Here is a 14,799-nt window from a genome sequence, read left to right on the forward strand (position 1 = left end):
ATTCTAGGCGAGTTACGAGTTGCCGAGACACCAGCGTTCGCAAGAGTGTGATTTGAACTGAAGGTTAGGAAGAATACTGTTTGCTTTCTCCAGCATGTTGTTCTCCATACCCATAGGAGCACTTCCGGAGAGATATGGTAGTTCGAGCAGCGAATGAGCGCATATGTATCGCAATCCAAAAGTGGGTTTAAAAGGGGTTAGAGTGCTCCAGATTACACCAAGATCCCGAACTAACGACCGCATCATTGCAACTCACATCCTCACCTTTACCCCCTCCACTAAATATTCCAAACCTCCTGCTAAATCGTCAGCCCCAGTTCGATCGTCCGAAAACACCCTCCATAACCAAGGCTGCTTCAGCGGCACCAATCACTTCACTGCTTGCTGCTAAGCTCTGCTTCATAGCTTTAAAAATCTAGCGGCAACAGTCAATCACTCAGTGCAGCAATAGTTCGTTGCCCGACTGACACAAGTGCTTCAAGCCCAGCAAGCTCGAGGCGAAATTTCAGGGGTTTTAGGAGATGTGTCAGTCTAGAAGGTTTGTTGCCGCCGCCACTGTCTGCCCCGAACAGGTCGAACCGACCAACCAACCTCCGATTGCACCCCAGCCACCGCGGTTTTTTCAGGATTCATTTTCCGTCTTTAGCTCAACAGCAGACCAGGTGTGGCGATCGGTTCAGGACCTTGCCAACATGCTTTAAACAAGTCAGGAGAGCCACTGATCGAGCACATAAAATCTTTGCTTGGATTAGTTCCTGCGGATTCGAGCCTCCTTAATTCATGACCATTCGGGGCAATGGCGGTTCTTCATAACTTGGTTCAGGGAGCGCAAGGGGTCTTCGAGCCCTATCAGGGACTTCTCACATCAAGTTCAGGCTTACGGTGGAGTTAAAAAATCCTTTAAACCGAGGCCAAGGTGCTCGATTACACAAACAGACGTAAAAACTAGTTGTAAGCGTATTGAGGTCCTGACTTGGTCGCAACCAGGAGCTCGTGAGAGTAGCCGGACTCCGATTCATTACGCAGTCTACTGAACTAATATGCAACGAACCCGAGGCTTACATTTGAGAAATATACGGGGCGACCTGTTTGGGGGGATAACTGCTGCAATTGTCGCTCTGCCTCTAGCACTGGCCTTTGGAGTGGCGTCCGGCGCAGGGGCGATCGCGGGTCTCTACGGTGCCATTTTTACAGGATTCTTTGCCGCTCTATTTGGTGGAACCCCCTCCCAAGTATCGGGACCAACCGGCCCGATGACCGTGGTCATGGCGAGCGTGTTTACCCAGCTGATTGCTGCCAGTCCTGAGAACGGCATGGCAATGGCCTTCACCGCAGTGATGCTCAGCGGGGTGTTTCAGATTCTGTTCGGCATCCTGAAATTAGGTCAGTTCATCACCTTGATGCCCTACACCGTAATTTCGGGTTTCATGTCCGGCATTGGCGTTATCATCATCGCTTTGCAGATTGCGCCGTTGGCCGGGCATTCAGCCCAGGGCAAAGTGGTGGACGGGTTGCAGGAACTTCCTGAAGCTTTAGCAAATCCCCATCTCGTGGCCGCAGGGCTCGGCCTCTTAACCTTAGCGATCGTGTTTGGTTGGCCGCGTAAACTAGAGCGCATCATCCCGTCACCTTTGGTAGCACTAATTTTCTGTACTACCATTGCAGTTCTGGTCTTTCCTAACAGCGACTTTGACCGCATTGGCACCATTCCTCAAGGTTTACCACAGTTACAGTGGCCTCAGCTGAGTCTCGAACAAATAAAAGATGTTGTTGGTTACGGCTTAATGCTAGCCACTTTGGGTGCTATTGACTCGCTGCTAACATCTCTCGTTGCTGACAGCCTTACTCGCACTCATCATAACTCCGAAAAAGAGCTGATAGGACAAGGGATCGGCAACTTTCTATCTGGATTATTCGGGGGTCTGCCCGGTGCAGGAGCCACGATGCGCACCGTGATAAATGTGCAAGCCGGGGGGCGGACGCCCCTGTCGGGAACGATCCATGCGCTAATCCTATTGCTTATTGTATTGTTTGCAGGAGATATAACAGCTCAAATACCTCAAGCTGTACTAGCTGGAATTCTAATCAAGGTCGGAATCAAGATTATTGACTGGAGTTTCCTGTGGCGCGTGTGTCAAGTGTCTGCCCGTGCGTCGATCGTGACTTATGGGGTGCTACTACTGACAGTCTTTGTCGATTTAATTACAGCAGTGATTGTAGGAGCCTTTGTCACAAATATCCTGACGATCCAGCGACTATCAAGTCTCCAGATTGATAAGATTCGAGCAGTGACTCATCCAGATGAAGACTCAGAGGTGGAGTTAACGTCTGAAGAAAAAAAGCTAATGCGAGAAGCTCAAGGACGTATCCTACTAGTACGGATGAGCGGCCCTATTACCTACGGTGCTGCGAGAACCATTTCGTATCATATGGGCCGAGAATATAGTGTTTTAATACTCGATTTAACCGAGGTCTCGTTGATTGGAGTCTCTGCATCACTGATTATTGAAGCTAAAGTAAAGGAGGTCTGTCAACACCGATCTGGTCAGGTATTCGTTGTGGGAGCAAAGGGCCAGGTAAAGGAGCGGTTGAGACGATTTCGGGTTCAAGATATGTTGCCTGCAGCAAACTTTTTACCGACTTGCTCTGTTGCCCTAAGAATGGCTGCGACACTTCCTAAAGTCGGAGCCTCAGGGTCACCACCGGTGCTCTCATCACCAGTACGCACGGAGTACACTGAAGTAAGCTAGAAGCAAAAACCGTGGGTTTGAGTATCGAATTTCTGGAAACGAACTTCGAACACGGTCTTCCTCGAGCAGCAGAGTTTATAGCCAATTTTATGACAACCTATCCGAGAATTATCCGACAGCAAAGCTATTATTGGCCGAGACTGATATGGCAACAATAGAAGGAACTTCTAGACTCGCAAATATTGATACTTGATAATTTACGATCGCATGCGATTCTAGGCGAGGACTTCAAGGGGCTAGGGCTCGTATCGTCAATTTTAGGACTCCACCAGAACACTAGCTTTAGTGGGGACTGCTTTACCATTAATTGGGAATACTTTGCTCAAAACCTAAGAGCTGTATCTTTGGGCGACATCATGACAACCAGAAATACAACAGGCTTTGGTCGAAGCCTTCAATGCGATCTTGGCATTTCTACTGTATGGGGCAGACTTCTCCAAAGCATCCATTTGGCTGAACTTTACCCACATAGACGAAGACTCGCATTTCAACGATCTTTCAGTCCTCTTTAATTTATTAGCCTCTGGCCGAGCCTAGTTCGATTTCGTGCTGGTATGGCAGTTTAGAGGCTGTTTGAAAAGTCGAATTGCGCAAAATCAGGCACGTGCTCACGACGCGGGAACTGGACTTTCGGGACTTTTATGCAGGTAGCTCAGGGTAGCCTGATACCCGGTTGGATCCTTTTCAAACAGCCTCTGGGGACAATGTACGCAATTGGTTTACTCACTGCTGCTACTATGTTGCCCTTGATGTATTTAAGCAGGGCTATACTGGCCCATTGATGCATCAATGGGATAAAATCTAAAGGTTTGGCTTGCTGCATCAATGCAGCGGGAGACGGCAATCAGGGAGGATATGCTATGGATGGCAAGCACATGCTGATGATTCCGGGACCGACGCCGGTTCCAGAGGGTGTTTTGCTCGCGCAGGCCAAGCATCCTATTGGTCACCGCAGTTCTGAATTTGGCGAGCTCATTTCGGAGGTGAATTCCAACCTCAAGTGGTTGCACCAAACTGAAAGTGACGTGCTGACGCTGACAGCTAGCGGCACGGGTGCAATGGAAGCGGCAATTATTAACTTTCTTAGCCCTGGCGATCGCGTGTTGTGTGGGTGCAACGGCAAATTTGGCGATCGCTGGGCAGAGATGAGTGAAGCTTTCGGGCTTCAGGTAGAGCGCGTGAGTGCTGAATGGGGACAGTCCCTAGATCCAGATGCCTTTGGAGCTTTGCTTGATGCTGACACAAACCGGACAATCAAAGCTGTTATTGTCACCCACTCCGAAACTTCCACGGGTGTTCTCAACGACCTTGAGGCAATTAATCGCTACGTCAAAAATCACGGCCGATGTTTGATTATTGTTGACGCCGTTACGAGTGTGGGTGCGATCGATATTCCTATTGATGAGTGGGAACTGGATGTTGTTGCATCTGGCTCTCAGAAGGGCTACATGATTCCCCCTGGGTTGGGCTTTGTCGCCGTCGGTCCGAAGGCATGGGATGCTTATAAGACCGCGACGATTCCCAAGTTCTACTTTGACCTCGCGCCATATCGCAAGTCAGCAGCTAAAGACAGTACGCCGTTCACGCCTCCCATTAATCTGATGTACGGTCTGCAAGCAGCGTTGCAAATGATGCGTGCTGAGGGATTGAGCAACATTTTTGCACGACACGAGCGCGTCACGCGTGCAGCTCGAGAAGCTGTCAAGGCAATGGGTTTGCCGCTGTTTGCACCCGATGAGGCAGCCAGTCGTGCTGTCACTGCAGTCGAGCCAGCGACAGTTGAAGCCGAGCGCGTGCGCTCGGTGATGAAGAAACAGTTCGATATTGCCTTAGCTGGCGGTCAGAATCAACTTAAGGGGCGTATCTTCCGCATCGGTCACCTCGGCTTCGTGAGCGATCGTGACTTGCTAACGTGTATAGCTGCTCTGGAAGCCACTTTGCACGAACTCGGCCACGAGAATATGACTCCTGGAGTTGGTGTTGCGGCAGCAACGCGCGTTTTCTCTATGTCTTAAGTCTTTTAGTTGGAAGTGATGTCCCTGCTCAAATACATGAGGTGCAGTAAAATTACGGCATTTGCAGCATTTCTCAGTCTCGTGAGGTGAGATCTCACTTCTCTAAAGACTGCTATTCAGTCGAGCTAAAAACCATGTACACCTCACTAGTGCTCTGTCAAGAGAGAGTTATCGGGTAAAGGGGTCTTCAGTTTCAGGCGCGCATCGTCCACTTGGAACGACCAATTTCCCCCTCGCTGACTCTTGTTGCTCATTTCCGCGCACGCCTGCATTTCCCCTCTCTGAGGTGGCAATGCGTTCATCCTCGAGCCCGATTTCTTTCTCTTGACATCGAAACGCTGTTGTCCAACGTCCAGTAGGTGTCTGGAGATCGACAACCTTAGCGTCGTTGACAGGAAGCCGACCTGACAAAACGTAATCCGCGATTAGCTTAATGTCCGGTCAGTTTGACCATCCCGATGCCGCCGAAGTACAACCCTAGCACCGCACCTCCCAGCAATGATTGCGTTAGCGGGTCGGTAGATGGCGTAAGGACGGCACCGAGGATTGCTGCGCCGAGGATAACGTAACGCCAACTAGAAAGCATTTGCCTGGAATCGACGATACCTAGAAAGCCAAACAACAATTGAATGACCGGAATTTGAAACGCGATGCCAGAGCTGAACATCAGTAGTAGAACGAACTTAAAATACTTCTCAATCGACCACATCTGTTCGACCACGTCCTGACCGTAGCTGATAAAGAAGTTCAAAGCAGCCGGGACAAGTGCGAAATATGCAAATACTAAACCGACTAGGAAAAGTAGGGTCGAGCCAAGCACGATGGGACCGATTAGGCGCTTTTCGCGGCGGGTCAACCCCGGCAACACGAACATTAATCCTTGATAGATGATGAACGGACTGGCAACTAAAATGCCACTGTAACCCGCTACCTTGATCGAGACAAAAAAGTATTCCCCCGGTGCGAGTTGCAAGAATTTCACCCCGCGGGCTGGAATTTCCAACGCCTGAACGATCGGTCGAACGCCGATAAAGCAACCAATAGCGCCCACTGCTACGGCAATTAGCGAGTAGAAAATGCGCTGTCGCAACTCCTCGAGGTGATCGAACAGCGACATTTCTTTTTCGTTGGGAAGCTCGTCAAGGTGAGCGTCGTGGTCTTGTTGTATGGGCGTATTTAATTCAGACGTCGGCATCGCTGGCACTCGGCTGTGAGTCTCCACTCATTTTACCGACACCGGTTGGCTCGCCCTATTATCCTGTCGGACTCCGGGCAGTTGGGGCGGCCGCAAGGCATGCATCATAGTCTCTCACGCTGCCGAAAAGGTCGTTAGCGCTGTGCTAGCTGACCGCATCGTGCTAGTTCCGTCCGTCGCCATTCGCGATCGCCACGTCAGTCGGTGCGGAGGTAATGTGCTTCTCTGGTGGAACGAACGGGCGATGCAAGCGGATCAGCTGTGCTAGCGTCTGCTTGAGCTGTGCGCGATGCACGATCGCGTCGACAAAGCCATGCTTTAGCAGGTATTCCGAAGTTTGGAAGCCGTCGGGGAGCTTCTCACGCAAAGTTTGCTCGATGACTCTCCGCCCCGCAAATCCAATTGTCGCCTGCGGTTCGGCCAAAGTCACGTCACCGAGCATTGCAAAGCTAGCCGTCACGCCGCCGGTGGTCGGATGGGTCAATACGGGCACATACAGCAAGCCTGCGGAGCGATGTCGCTCCAGTGCTCCGGAGATCTTCGCCATCTGCATTAAGCTGAGCATCCCTTCCTGCATCCGCGCTCCACCTGAAGCACATACAGCGATCGCGGGTAACTGGCGAGCGGTTGCCCGTTCGATCGCTCGGCAGATTTTCTCGCCAACAACCGAGCCCATACTGCCACCCATGAACCGAAAGTCCATCACGGCCAAGACCGCTGGCAGTCCATCAATACAGCCAATACCGGTTTGTACCGCATCGGCCAGTCCGGTCTTAGCTTGGTAATCCTGCAGGCGTTCGCGGTAAGCCTTGCGATCGCGAAAATTGAGGGGGTCAGTTGGGTAGATGTTCGCGTCCAGAGGCTGCCAAGTTCCCTTATCGACGAGCTGGTGAATGCGCTCGCGACTGTCTGCAAGCATATGATGGTCGCACTCACTGCAGACCATGAGATTTGCACGTAGATCCTTCGCATAGGCCAGCACCCCACAAACAGCGCACTTGCTCCACAAGCCATCGGCAATCTCGCGCTCGGGCGACTGATGGGCTAGGGGCTCGGTTTTGCGGCGGTTGGCAAACCAATCGAATAAGGACATCGGCAATCATTAACCTGTGTTGTCGGGTTCGTCTGACTCCAGTGGGTTCTCGGGTGAACTGAGCAGAAGCATTGCCGTCCAGCGATCTTCCGACCGCACCTGCAAGGCAGCCGGGCTGCCCTGACCGAGGTATACGCTAGCGCCCATATCGATAATGCGCGCTGGAACGTCGTGGGCTGCAAGCATCTGCTGCATCAGCTCAGCTTCCCAGCGAGCGGGCGTGGTTCTCAGGACAATCCAAGACGTAGATTCGATCATATATCAATGACTGGTAGCACTCGTAGCGCGAACGCAGCGAGCGTCGTTTTACAAGCGGATGGAGTCGGCTGCAGCTCTCCCGGTTATTATCGAAAATGAAGCTTTTATAGGGTGCCTGTCGCTCTGCCCCGATCACCTGCTCTAGGTTGCTGGTAGGGTAGGGACCGATAGGGCACCTCTGACAAGAGAACGCGATTCCTCGATTCAGCCTTGTCCCATCCTTTATCCATAAGCGCGATGACCCCTGCGACGATTCATCAGCTTTGGTCGCTTGTCAGTGATAGTCAAATACAAAGCTTGTTGAGCCTCGATGACGCCACGCTCGCGCAAAGGCTCGTCGGACAGCTTGCAGCGCGACGGGCTCTGCCCGATCCTGAAGCTATCGCCGCTCGCGACTACATTCACAGTAAGCTTTCGCTCATTCGCGATTTGGCTGCAGACGGCGGCATTTAAATACCGAGAGTATCAGTAACCTGCATTTCTGAAATGATGAGCCAGTATCGATAGTCCGGGGCAGAGTTCGCAGGGTCCCCCAAATGGCAACTTATACTGGCAGCTGTGTCCTGTTACTGGCACCCGTGTATTGAGAGTACGTTACTAGATAGCAATCCGCAGTACAGGCGGGACCGTTGTTTGAGTGAGAACGATTGCCGATGTAAGGTACTAAGTAAGGCTTCCACTTTGGGACGAATGGAGTTGGAATGGATGTAAAGTCACCACTTCATGCGCTGCGTATCGAACACATCTCTTTATTTCCCTGTTGCGGTTGGCGAATGTGCCTACTCTAAAACATTTCGAGGATCGAGATCGAGTCGAGCGACCGTTAGGCGGACGCTATCGGATCTTGCGGCAACTCGGTCGAGGTGGTTTCGGGCAAACCTTTTTGGCAGAAGATCTACACCTGCCCGATCGCCCGACGTGCGTGGTCAAGCAACTCAATCCGCAAACTGAGGATGAAGAGAGTTTGGAGATCGCTCGGCGCCTATTTGAAACCGAAGCACGCGTGCTCTACCGGCTCGGAACCCACAGCAAGATCCCGAGGCTGCTCGCTCACTTTGAGGACGAGCACGAGTTTTACTTGGTTCAAGAGTTCGTTCCCGGCCATCCCCTTTCCAAAGAACTTAAAACTGGTCATCCGTGGAGCGAAGCGGCTGTTGTCTCATTCTTGCTCGCTGCTTTAGAGCCGCTGACGTTCGTCCACGAGCAGGGTGTTATTCACCGCGATCTCAAGCCGCCGAATCTCATGCGTCGCGATCGCGACGGGAGTATTGTTCTCATCGACTTCGGTGCGGTTAAGCAAGTGAGCGCTCGCTCGACCGAAACTCACATTCACACCACGGGTACCGTTGTTGTGGGGACTCCAGGCTTCATGCCCAGCGAACAGCTTGCCGGCAAACCGCGCTATAGCAGCGATGTGTTTGCAGTTGGTATTATCGCCATTCAGGCACTGACCGGCGTGCGGCCCGACGAGTTTCCCCAACACCCCGATACAGGCGAGCTGGAATGGCATTCGCACGCCCCGCAGCTTACGCCGGAACTGGGAGCGCTGCTGGATCGCATGGTGTACTATCACTTTCGCGATCGTTACAAGACAGCTCGGGAAGCACTGACTGCCGTCTGCACTTTACCGACCAACTTGCTGTCAGCCGCCGCAGCGCTCGCGCCCGTTTCTAATCGTAAAGAAGCTGGAATTCCGGAGGGCGGGGGATTGCCGAGTGCCATAGCAGACGAACCTGCTGGAGTTGTCGAACCAGGAGCGGTTATGGGAATTGCCCGTACAGTTCCCGAGGAGGCAATTGCCGAACCTCCAATAACCGTTTCGGCAGCGGATATGATGGCTTCCCCGATTCAGCCAGCTCCACGGGACATCAAACCAGTAAAGGATTCGGCGGCAGCTCCCCAACAGACCGTTGCGAGGAGTCAAACGGCAACATTAACTGCTGCTAGGAATAACTCAGCCCTATCGATTTTGAAGTCTACGCCGTTCGAGCGCCGGACGGCAATCGGTGCGGCTACAGCACTCGGACTCGTCGCGATCGCCGCAATTGGGTTGCTGTTTGGCAGTTCCGACTCGGCATCGCAATTGGCCGACTCGGATGGCACGGCACCTACTAACTCTTCTACTGCAGTCGTCGATCCAGCCACTGAAGATAAGGTTGACACCACCGAACTGGATGCGCCGCCAGCCCCCCAGAAACCTACACCAGCTGAGTTGGTGACTCGTGCCGATGAATTGCGCGCTCGCGAACAATATGCTGAGGCAATCGCTCAATACGATCGCGCGATTGCCGAGGGTGCAGATTCGGCGGATGCCCACTGGGGACGCTGCTACAGCCTCAATCAACTGCAGCGCTTCGATACCGCCTTGTCGGCTTGCAACCGCGCCCTGGCTATCGCGCCCGAAGACTACCGCGCGCTCAGCAGTAAAGGCTTCGCGTTTGAAAAACTTAAGAGAGCGCAGGACGCACTGATCGAGTACGATCGCGCTTTAGACATCGCGCCTGATTACGCGTTGGCTTGGAACAACCGCGGCACGGCTCTGCTCGCACTCGGGCGTAACAGCGAGGCACTTGACGCATTCGACAAAGCGATCGCCCTCGACTTAAAATTCGCTGAGTCCTGGAGCAATCGCGGTGTGGCGCTGTGGAACCTACGCCGTTTTCCAGAAGCACTGAAATCAGTGGAGACAGCCCTAGAACTGCAGCCCGATCATCCAGCTGCCAGCACACTGCACCAGCAGATGCAAGAGCGCTTGTAAGCACTGAAAATATTGCGAGCTCCTACAAATCACTAGAAATAAATCCCTAGATATGATTTGGCAAGCGTGGAGAGGGATCGCTGGGGAATGTTTCGACAGGTTCTCAGGTGTGAATCAGCAATAAATGTTGTCATCTCATAACATCCTGCACTCCGATCTCCAAATAACAATGGTTGTCGGGACGCATACCAACCTACTTGATGGGGTCTTCATGATTTGCACTCGGGAGCGGCAAAAGTAGCAGCCATACGGGACTGGTGCGACTCGAACGCACGACCTAACGCTTAGGAGGCGCTCGCTCTGTCCAACTGAGCTACAGCCCCAACCAGCCCGTCATGATAACAGCTGCTCTGTCGAACGTCAGCCCGTTTGCAAGTAACCTGACAGAAAGTTTTGACGAACTGAGCAAAATCAATGCGCTCCCCGTGCGGGAACAGTGCGGGCGCGCAGAACCATTTCCGTTACGCGAGCGAGACGGTCGAGGGTGTCTTTGTCGAGAGCGGCTTGGCGCTCGAAAGCGCGCTTGCGGTGCAATGCCGCGCGGGCGAGGTCCTCGCGCTTGCGGTGCAATGCCGCGCGAGCAACCCGATTCCAGCTTCGAGCTTCGGCGATCGCGTGGCGGTAGCGCGGCTGGACCTCGTTCCAAACGGCCTTCAGATCGTCGAGGGCGCGATCTACCAGTTGCTCGGTTTCTCCTGCCGGACCCGTCTCCAAAGCAACGCGCAGCGGTTCGGAGAGCGTCTCGAGTTGCGCGCGCGACAGAAATGGTAAGAAATCCTCCACCTGCTGGCTGTGGTGGACGCCGGTTTTACACCAGGTCGCAAAATGCTCGCAATTATTGAACAGGAGGTTGTAGTCGGCACGTTCGCCAAGGCGGCTGCGGGCGCGATCGATGACGGTATCTGGCAAATAGCACGTCGAGTATAGCCGCCGGCTAACCGGACGCCCGAGCGCAAACTCTGCCAGCGAGGTTTGCTCGATCGTCGCGTTGCCTTTTCGCAAATGCACCACCGTGCCGTCGCCGCAATCAATGCCGTGGTGTTCGTACAGCCCTTGAATTGCTGCCAGCGGCTGCAATGTGAAAATCTGGTCGCCACGCGCCATCGCCTGTTGCCTCCCGAGATTGCCACCACTGTTTGCCACGAGTGCTTGCTGTCAATTGCCCGCCGCTAGTTCGGGGGGGCGACGGTCGCGTTTCCCCGTGCATCTCGATTATCGGCAATTTACTGCCGACTTCGTCAGAGAGCGCCTGGCTCGTTGAAGTAATAGGCAGCTGCGCGATACAGATCCAACACCTGGCAGTCGTCGAGCGTGCAGTAGATTTTGCCCCCCTGCTTGCGGTAGCGCACCAAGCGCATCGCGCGCGGCATTAGCACTTGATGCGACACGGCCGACTCGTTCAGCGCCGCAATTGCTGCTAGATCGCACGCGCTCTCTTCGCGCTCGGCCCGCGCCGCCAGCCGCCTTAGTCGATTGGCATCGGCAAGCACCTTAAAGACCTCGGCCATCCTCTGGGCTTTTTCAAGGGGTAAGACGCGCTCGCCCCAATCCCGCAGGCTTGCTGGATCGGTTGCATGGGCAATCTCGCAAAGATCGTCTGCAACCGCAAACATGGGAAGGTCGGTGGTTGGCAGAGAAGCAGAGGGGGGATTAGGCACAATTGCTCGACGTTAGTTCGACTAGGGCGGCTACTATCTCTGCCCGCTCCAGCGGTGGAACGGTTCGGTAACCTGCACTTTTGGGAACCTAGTAATCGCCCGCAGTATAGGGGTATATGGTGTCGGCAGCGATCGCTATCTCGTCAGGCATGCACGCCATATAGCCATGCGAGCAAGCGCGTTGTCAGCCATCACAGCAGTCACGTTGGAGTAACAGATCATAGATGGCTAAGGTTGTAGGGATTGACCTCGGAACGACGAATTCCTGCGTGGCGGTGATGGAAGGGGGCAAGCCGACTGTCATCGCCAACGCGGAGGGCTTTCGAACCACACCGTCGGTGGTGGCATATGCCAAGAACGGCGATCGCTTGGTCGGGCAGATTGCCAAGCGCCAGGCCGTGATGAACCCCGGCAACACCTTTTATTCGGTCAAGCGCTTCATCGGTCGTAAACACGAAGAAGTCAGCAACGAATCTACTGAAGTTGCTTACAATGTTTTGCGCGATGGCAGCGGCAACGTCAAAATTGACTGCCCGGCTGCAAGCAAGCAGTTTGCTCCAGAAGAGATTTCCGCGCAGGTCCTGCGCAAGCTAGTTGAGGATGCCAGCAAATACCTCGGCGAACAGGTTACGCAAGCCGTGATCACGGTTCCGGCATATTTCAACGACTCCCAGCGTCAAGCTACAAAGGACGCCGGCAAGATCGCGGGCATTGAGGTATTGCGGATCATTAACGAGCCGACGGCGGCTTCTCTGGCCTACGGGATGGAGAAAAAGAGCAACGAGACCATTCTGGTCTTCGACCTCGGCGGCGGCACCTTTGACGTCTCGATCCTGGAAGTTGGCGATGGTGTCTTTGAAGTACTGGCAACATCCGGCGACACGCACCTCGGCGGCGACGATTTCGACAAGAAAATCGTGGATTACCTGGCTGGTGAGTTCAAGCAAGCAGAGGGCATTGACCTGCGCCAGGATAAGCAAGCCCTGCAGCGATTGACCGAGGCGGCGGAGAAAGCCAAAATCGAGCTTTCCAGCGTTACGCAAGCTGACGTCAACCTGCCATTCATCACGGCTACTCAGGACGGGCCGAAGCACCTCGATACAACTCTGACACGGGCGAAGTTTGAGGACCTGTGCTCGGATTTGATCGACCGCTGCCGCATCCCAGTAGAGTCCTCTCTCCGCGATGCCAAGCTCGGTAAAGGCGACATTGACGAGATCGTCCTCGTTGGTGGCTCTACACGCATTCCGGCTATTAAGGACTTGGTCAAGCGCGTCTTGGACAAGGATCCGCATCAGGGTGTCAACCCCGATGAGGTTGTGGCGGTTGGCGCCGCCGTTCAAGCTGGGGTTCTCGGCGGCGAGGTTAAGGATATCCTGTTGCTGGACGTGACGCCACTTTCTTTAGGCGTCGAAACCCTCGGCGGTGTGATGACGACCATGATTCCGCGTAATACGACCATTCCTACTAAGAAGGCAGAAACCTTCTCGACGGCGGTGGACGGTCAGACCAACGTGGAGATTCACGTCCTGCAGGGCGAGCGCGAGTTCGCCAAAGACAACAAAGACCTCGGCATCTTCAGACTCGACGGTATCCCGCCCGCGCCGCGCGGCGTTCCGCAAATCGAAGTCACCTTTGATATTGACGCTAACGGTATCCTTAACGTCACGGCTAAGGATAAAGGAACCGGCAAGGAGCAGTCGATCAGCATTACGGGTGCTTCGACGCTATCCGACGACGAAGTCAATCGCATGGTCGACGAAGCAGAAAAGAACGCATCTGAAGATAAGGAGCGCCGCGAGCGCATCGAGCGCAAGAACCAAGCAGACTCGCTGGTCTACCAAGCAGACAAGCAGCTGCAGGAACTCGGCGACAAAGTTCCGGCTGACGACAAGTCCAAAGCTGAAGGGTTGATTGCCGACCTGCGCGATGCGGTTGCCAAGGAAGACGACGATCGCATCCAAACTCTGATGCCCGAGCTGCAGCAGACGCTTTACAGCATCGGCACGAACGTCTACCAGCAAGGAGCGCCAGCAGGTGCTCCGGATGGCTCAGCACCGGACAGCGGACCGACCGACGCCGGATCTTCTGCTTCGTCTGATGGCGATGATGTCATCGACGCCGAATTCTCCGAGACCAAGTAAACTCGTCAAGTTCGCGATTGCCGCGATGCGCGTTCTGAAACTAATCCGGCAAGCTTGACAATCCGATTGACACCAAAAGGGGGCGCGAATGTCGCGCCCCCTTTTGTATACGTAAAGCTTTCCCGTACGGACAAGATCGCCTACAAAGTTTTGTCCCGTTCTAGAACATCGTCAGAATATACAGCAACACAAACAGCACGATCCAGATGACGTCTACGAAGTGCCAGTAGATTTCAGCCATTTCGATGCCGACGTGCTTGGTGGCGTTGTAATGTCCTTCGCGACGCGATCGCCAGAGTACGCCGAGAATTAACAAAACACCGACGAACACGTGGAGCCCGTGGAATCCGGTCATCACGTAAAAGCAGTTAGAAAACACATTTGTGCTCAATCCGTACCCGAGCGTCAAGTACTCGTAAGCCTGACCGGCTAGGAAAATAATGCCCATCAATGCAGTTGCGGCATACCACAAGCGCATCTTACCGACGTTGTTTTCTTTGATGGCCGTGTCACCCTCGTGGATTACAAAGCTACTCGACACCAGAATGACGGTGTTGATTGCCGGCAATAACAGCTCCACTTCCGTGCCTTCTGGCGGCCACTCTGCAGCCATACCGCGATAGACCAAATACGTTACGAATAGTCCGCCGAACATCAACGATTCCGATGCCAGGAAAACCAACAGCCCCAGCACTCGCAGATCGGGATGTTCTTCGTGATGACCGTCTGCGCTGTGGGCGATCGCGCCCGGTGCAACCGGCTCGTTTATTGCTCCTTGCATAGGTCAAACCTCGTTCGACAACAGTTTCTAGGACGTCAATTTCGCTTTTCTGTTAGCTCGGTAGACCAGTCGCATCCCGTCAATAATCCCCGAGAACTGAATTACCAGGCAACCAAGCGGCGATCGCTTCAGTAGCCGCCGCTCGGT

General features: G+C 53.8%; 11 protein-coding genes and 1 tRNA gene. 5 read left to right on the forward strand and 7 right to left on the reverse strand.

The window, feature by feature from the left end; all coding sequences use genetic code 11:
- The first annotated feature begins 1,064 nt into the window (after nucleotides 1-1,064).
- Nucleotides 1,065-2,750, forward strand: coding sequence for a SulP family inorganic anion transporter (locus KR51_RS06735; RefSeq protein ID WP_022606165.1), 1,686 nt, complete (start codon nucleotides 1,065-1,067; stop codon nucleotides 2,748-2,750).
- Nucleotides 2,751-3,610: 860 nt separating this feature from the next.
- Nucleotides 3,611-4,765, forward strand: a complete 1,155-nt coding sequence (locus tag KR51_RS06740) for a pyridoxal-phosphate-dependent aminotransferase family protein (RefSeq protein ID WP_022606169.1) — start codon at nucleotides 3,611-3,613, stop codon at nucleotides 4,763-4,765.
- Between the two features lie 430 nt (nucleotides 4,766-5,195).
- Here KR51_RS06740 and tatC read toward each other — a convergent pair whose 3' ends face one another.
- The 3 genes from tatC to KR51_RS06755 all read right to left on the reverse strand — a co-directional run bounded on the left by tatC (nucleotide 5,196) and on the right by KR51_RS06755 (nucleotide 7,311).
- Entirely contained in the window at nucleotides 5,196-5,960 is a 765-nt protein-coding gene (gene tatC / locus KR51_RS06745; RefSeq protein WP_022606170.1) for a twin-arginine translocase subunit TatC, read from the reverse strand.
- 163 nt (nucleotides 5,961-6,123) lie between these two features.
- Entirely contained in the window at nucleotides 6,124-7,053 is a 930-nt protein-coding gene (accD, locus tag KR51_RS06750; protein ID WP_022606172.1) for an acetyl-CoA carboxylase, carboxyltransferase subunit beta, read from the reverse strand.
- Between the two features lie 9 nt (nucleotides 7,054-7,062).
- Nucleotides 7,063-7,311 (reverse strand): hypothetical protein, encoded by a 249-nt coding sequence (locus KR51_RS06755; protein WP_022606174.1) that lies wholly within the window; start codon nucleotides 7,309-7,311, stop codon nucleotides 7,063-7,065.
- 237 nt (nucleotides 7,312-7,548) lie between these two features.
- On the opposite strand from KR51_RS06755, the gene KR51_RS06760 reads away from it, so the two are divergent.
- Together KR51_RS06760 and KR51_RS17380 are read left to right on the forward strand one after the other, a co-directional pair.
- Nucleotides 7,549-7,764 (forward strand): hypothetical protein, encoded by a 216-nt coding sequence (locus KR51_RS06760; RefSeq protein WP_022606176.1) that lies wholly within the window; start codon nucleotides 7,549-7,551, stop codon nucleotides 7,762-7,764.
- Nucleotides 7,765-8,086: 322 nt separating this feature from the next.
- On the forward strand, nucleotides 8,087-10,069 hold the full coding sequence (locus KR51_RS17380) for a protein kinase domain-containing protein (protein WP_022606178.1): 1,983 nt from the start codon (nucleotides 8,087-8,089) through the stop codon (nucleotides 10,067-10,069).
- Nucleotides 10,070-10,318: 249 nt separating this feature from the next.
- Here the strand turns inward: KR51_RS17380 and KR51_RS06770 are convergent.
- The 3 genes from KR51_RS06770 to KR51_RS06780 all read right to left on the reverse strand — a co-directional run bounded on the left by KR51_RS06770 (nucleotide 10,319) and on the right by KR51_RS06780 (nucleotide 11,727).
- A tRNA-Arg gene (locus tag KR51_RS06770) sits at nucleotides 10,319-10,392 on the reverse strand.
- A gap of 88 nt (nucleotides 10,393-10,480) precedes the next feature.
- Complete coding sequence (locus KR51_RS06775; RefSeq protein WP_022606180.1) at nucleotides 10,481-11,173, reverse strand: lecithin retinol acyltransferase family protein; 693 nt, start codon at nucleotides 11,171-11,173, stop codon at nucleotides 10,481-10,483.
- A 134-nt stretch (nucleotides 11,174-11,307) separates the two neighbouring features.
- The gene (locus tag KR51_RS06780) at nucleotides 11,308-11,727 is read right to left on the reverse strand and encodes an ArsR/SmtB family transcription factor (RefSeq protein ID WP_232214551.1); all 420 of its coding nucleotides are present in this window, start codon (nucleotides 11,725-11,727) and stop codon (nucleotides 11,308-11,310) included.
- A gap of 224 nt (nucleotides 11,728-11,951) precedes the next feature.
- Here KR51_RS06780 and dnaK point away from each other — a divergent pair, with 224 nt between their 5' ends.
- Nucleotides 11,952-13,871, forward strand: coding sequence for a molecular chaperone DnaK (gene dnaK, locus KR51_RS06785; protein WP_022606184.1), 1,920 nt, complete (start codon nucleotides 11,952-11,954; stop codon nucleotides 13,869-13,871).
- Nucleotides 13,872-14,031: 160 nt separating this feature from the next.
- Here dnaK and KR51_RS06790 read toward each other — a convergent pair whose 3' ends face one another.
- The gene (locus tag KR51_RS06790) at nucleotides 14,032-14,652 is read right to left on the reverse strand and encodes a cytochrome c oxidase subunit 3 (protein WP_022606187.1); all 621 of its coding nucleotides are present in this window, start codon (nucleotides 14,650-14,652) and stop codon (nucleotides 14,032-14,034) included.
- Between the last annotated feature and the right edge of the window lie 147 nt (nucleotides 14,653-14,799).

The sequence above is a fragment of the Rubidibacter lacunae KORDI 51-2 genome (assembly GCF_000473895.1).
Classification (GTDB): domain Bacteria; phylum Cyanobacteriota; class Cyanobacteriia; order Cyanobacteriales; family Rubidibacteraceae; genus Rubidibacter; species Rubidibacter lacunae.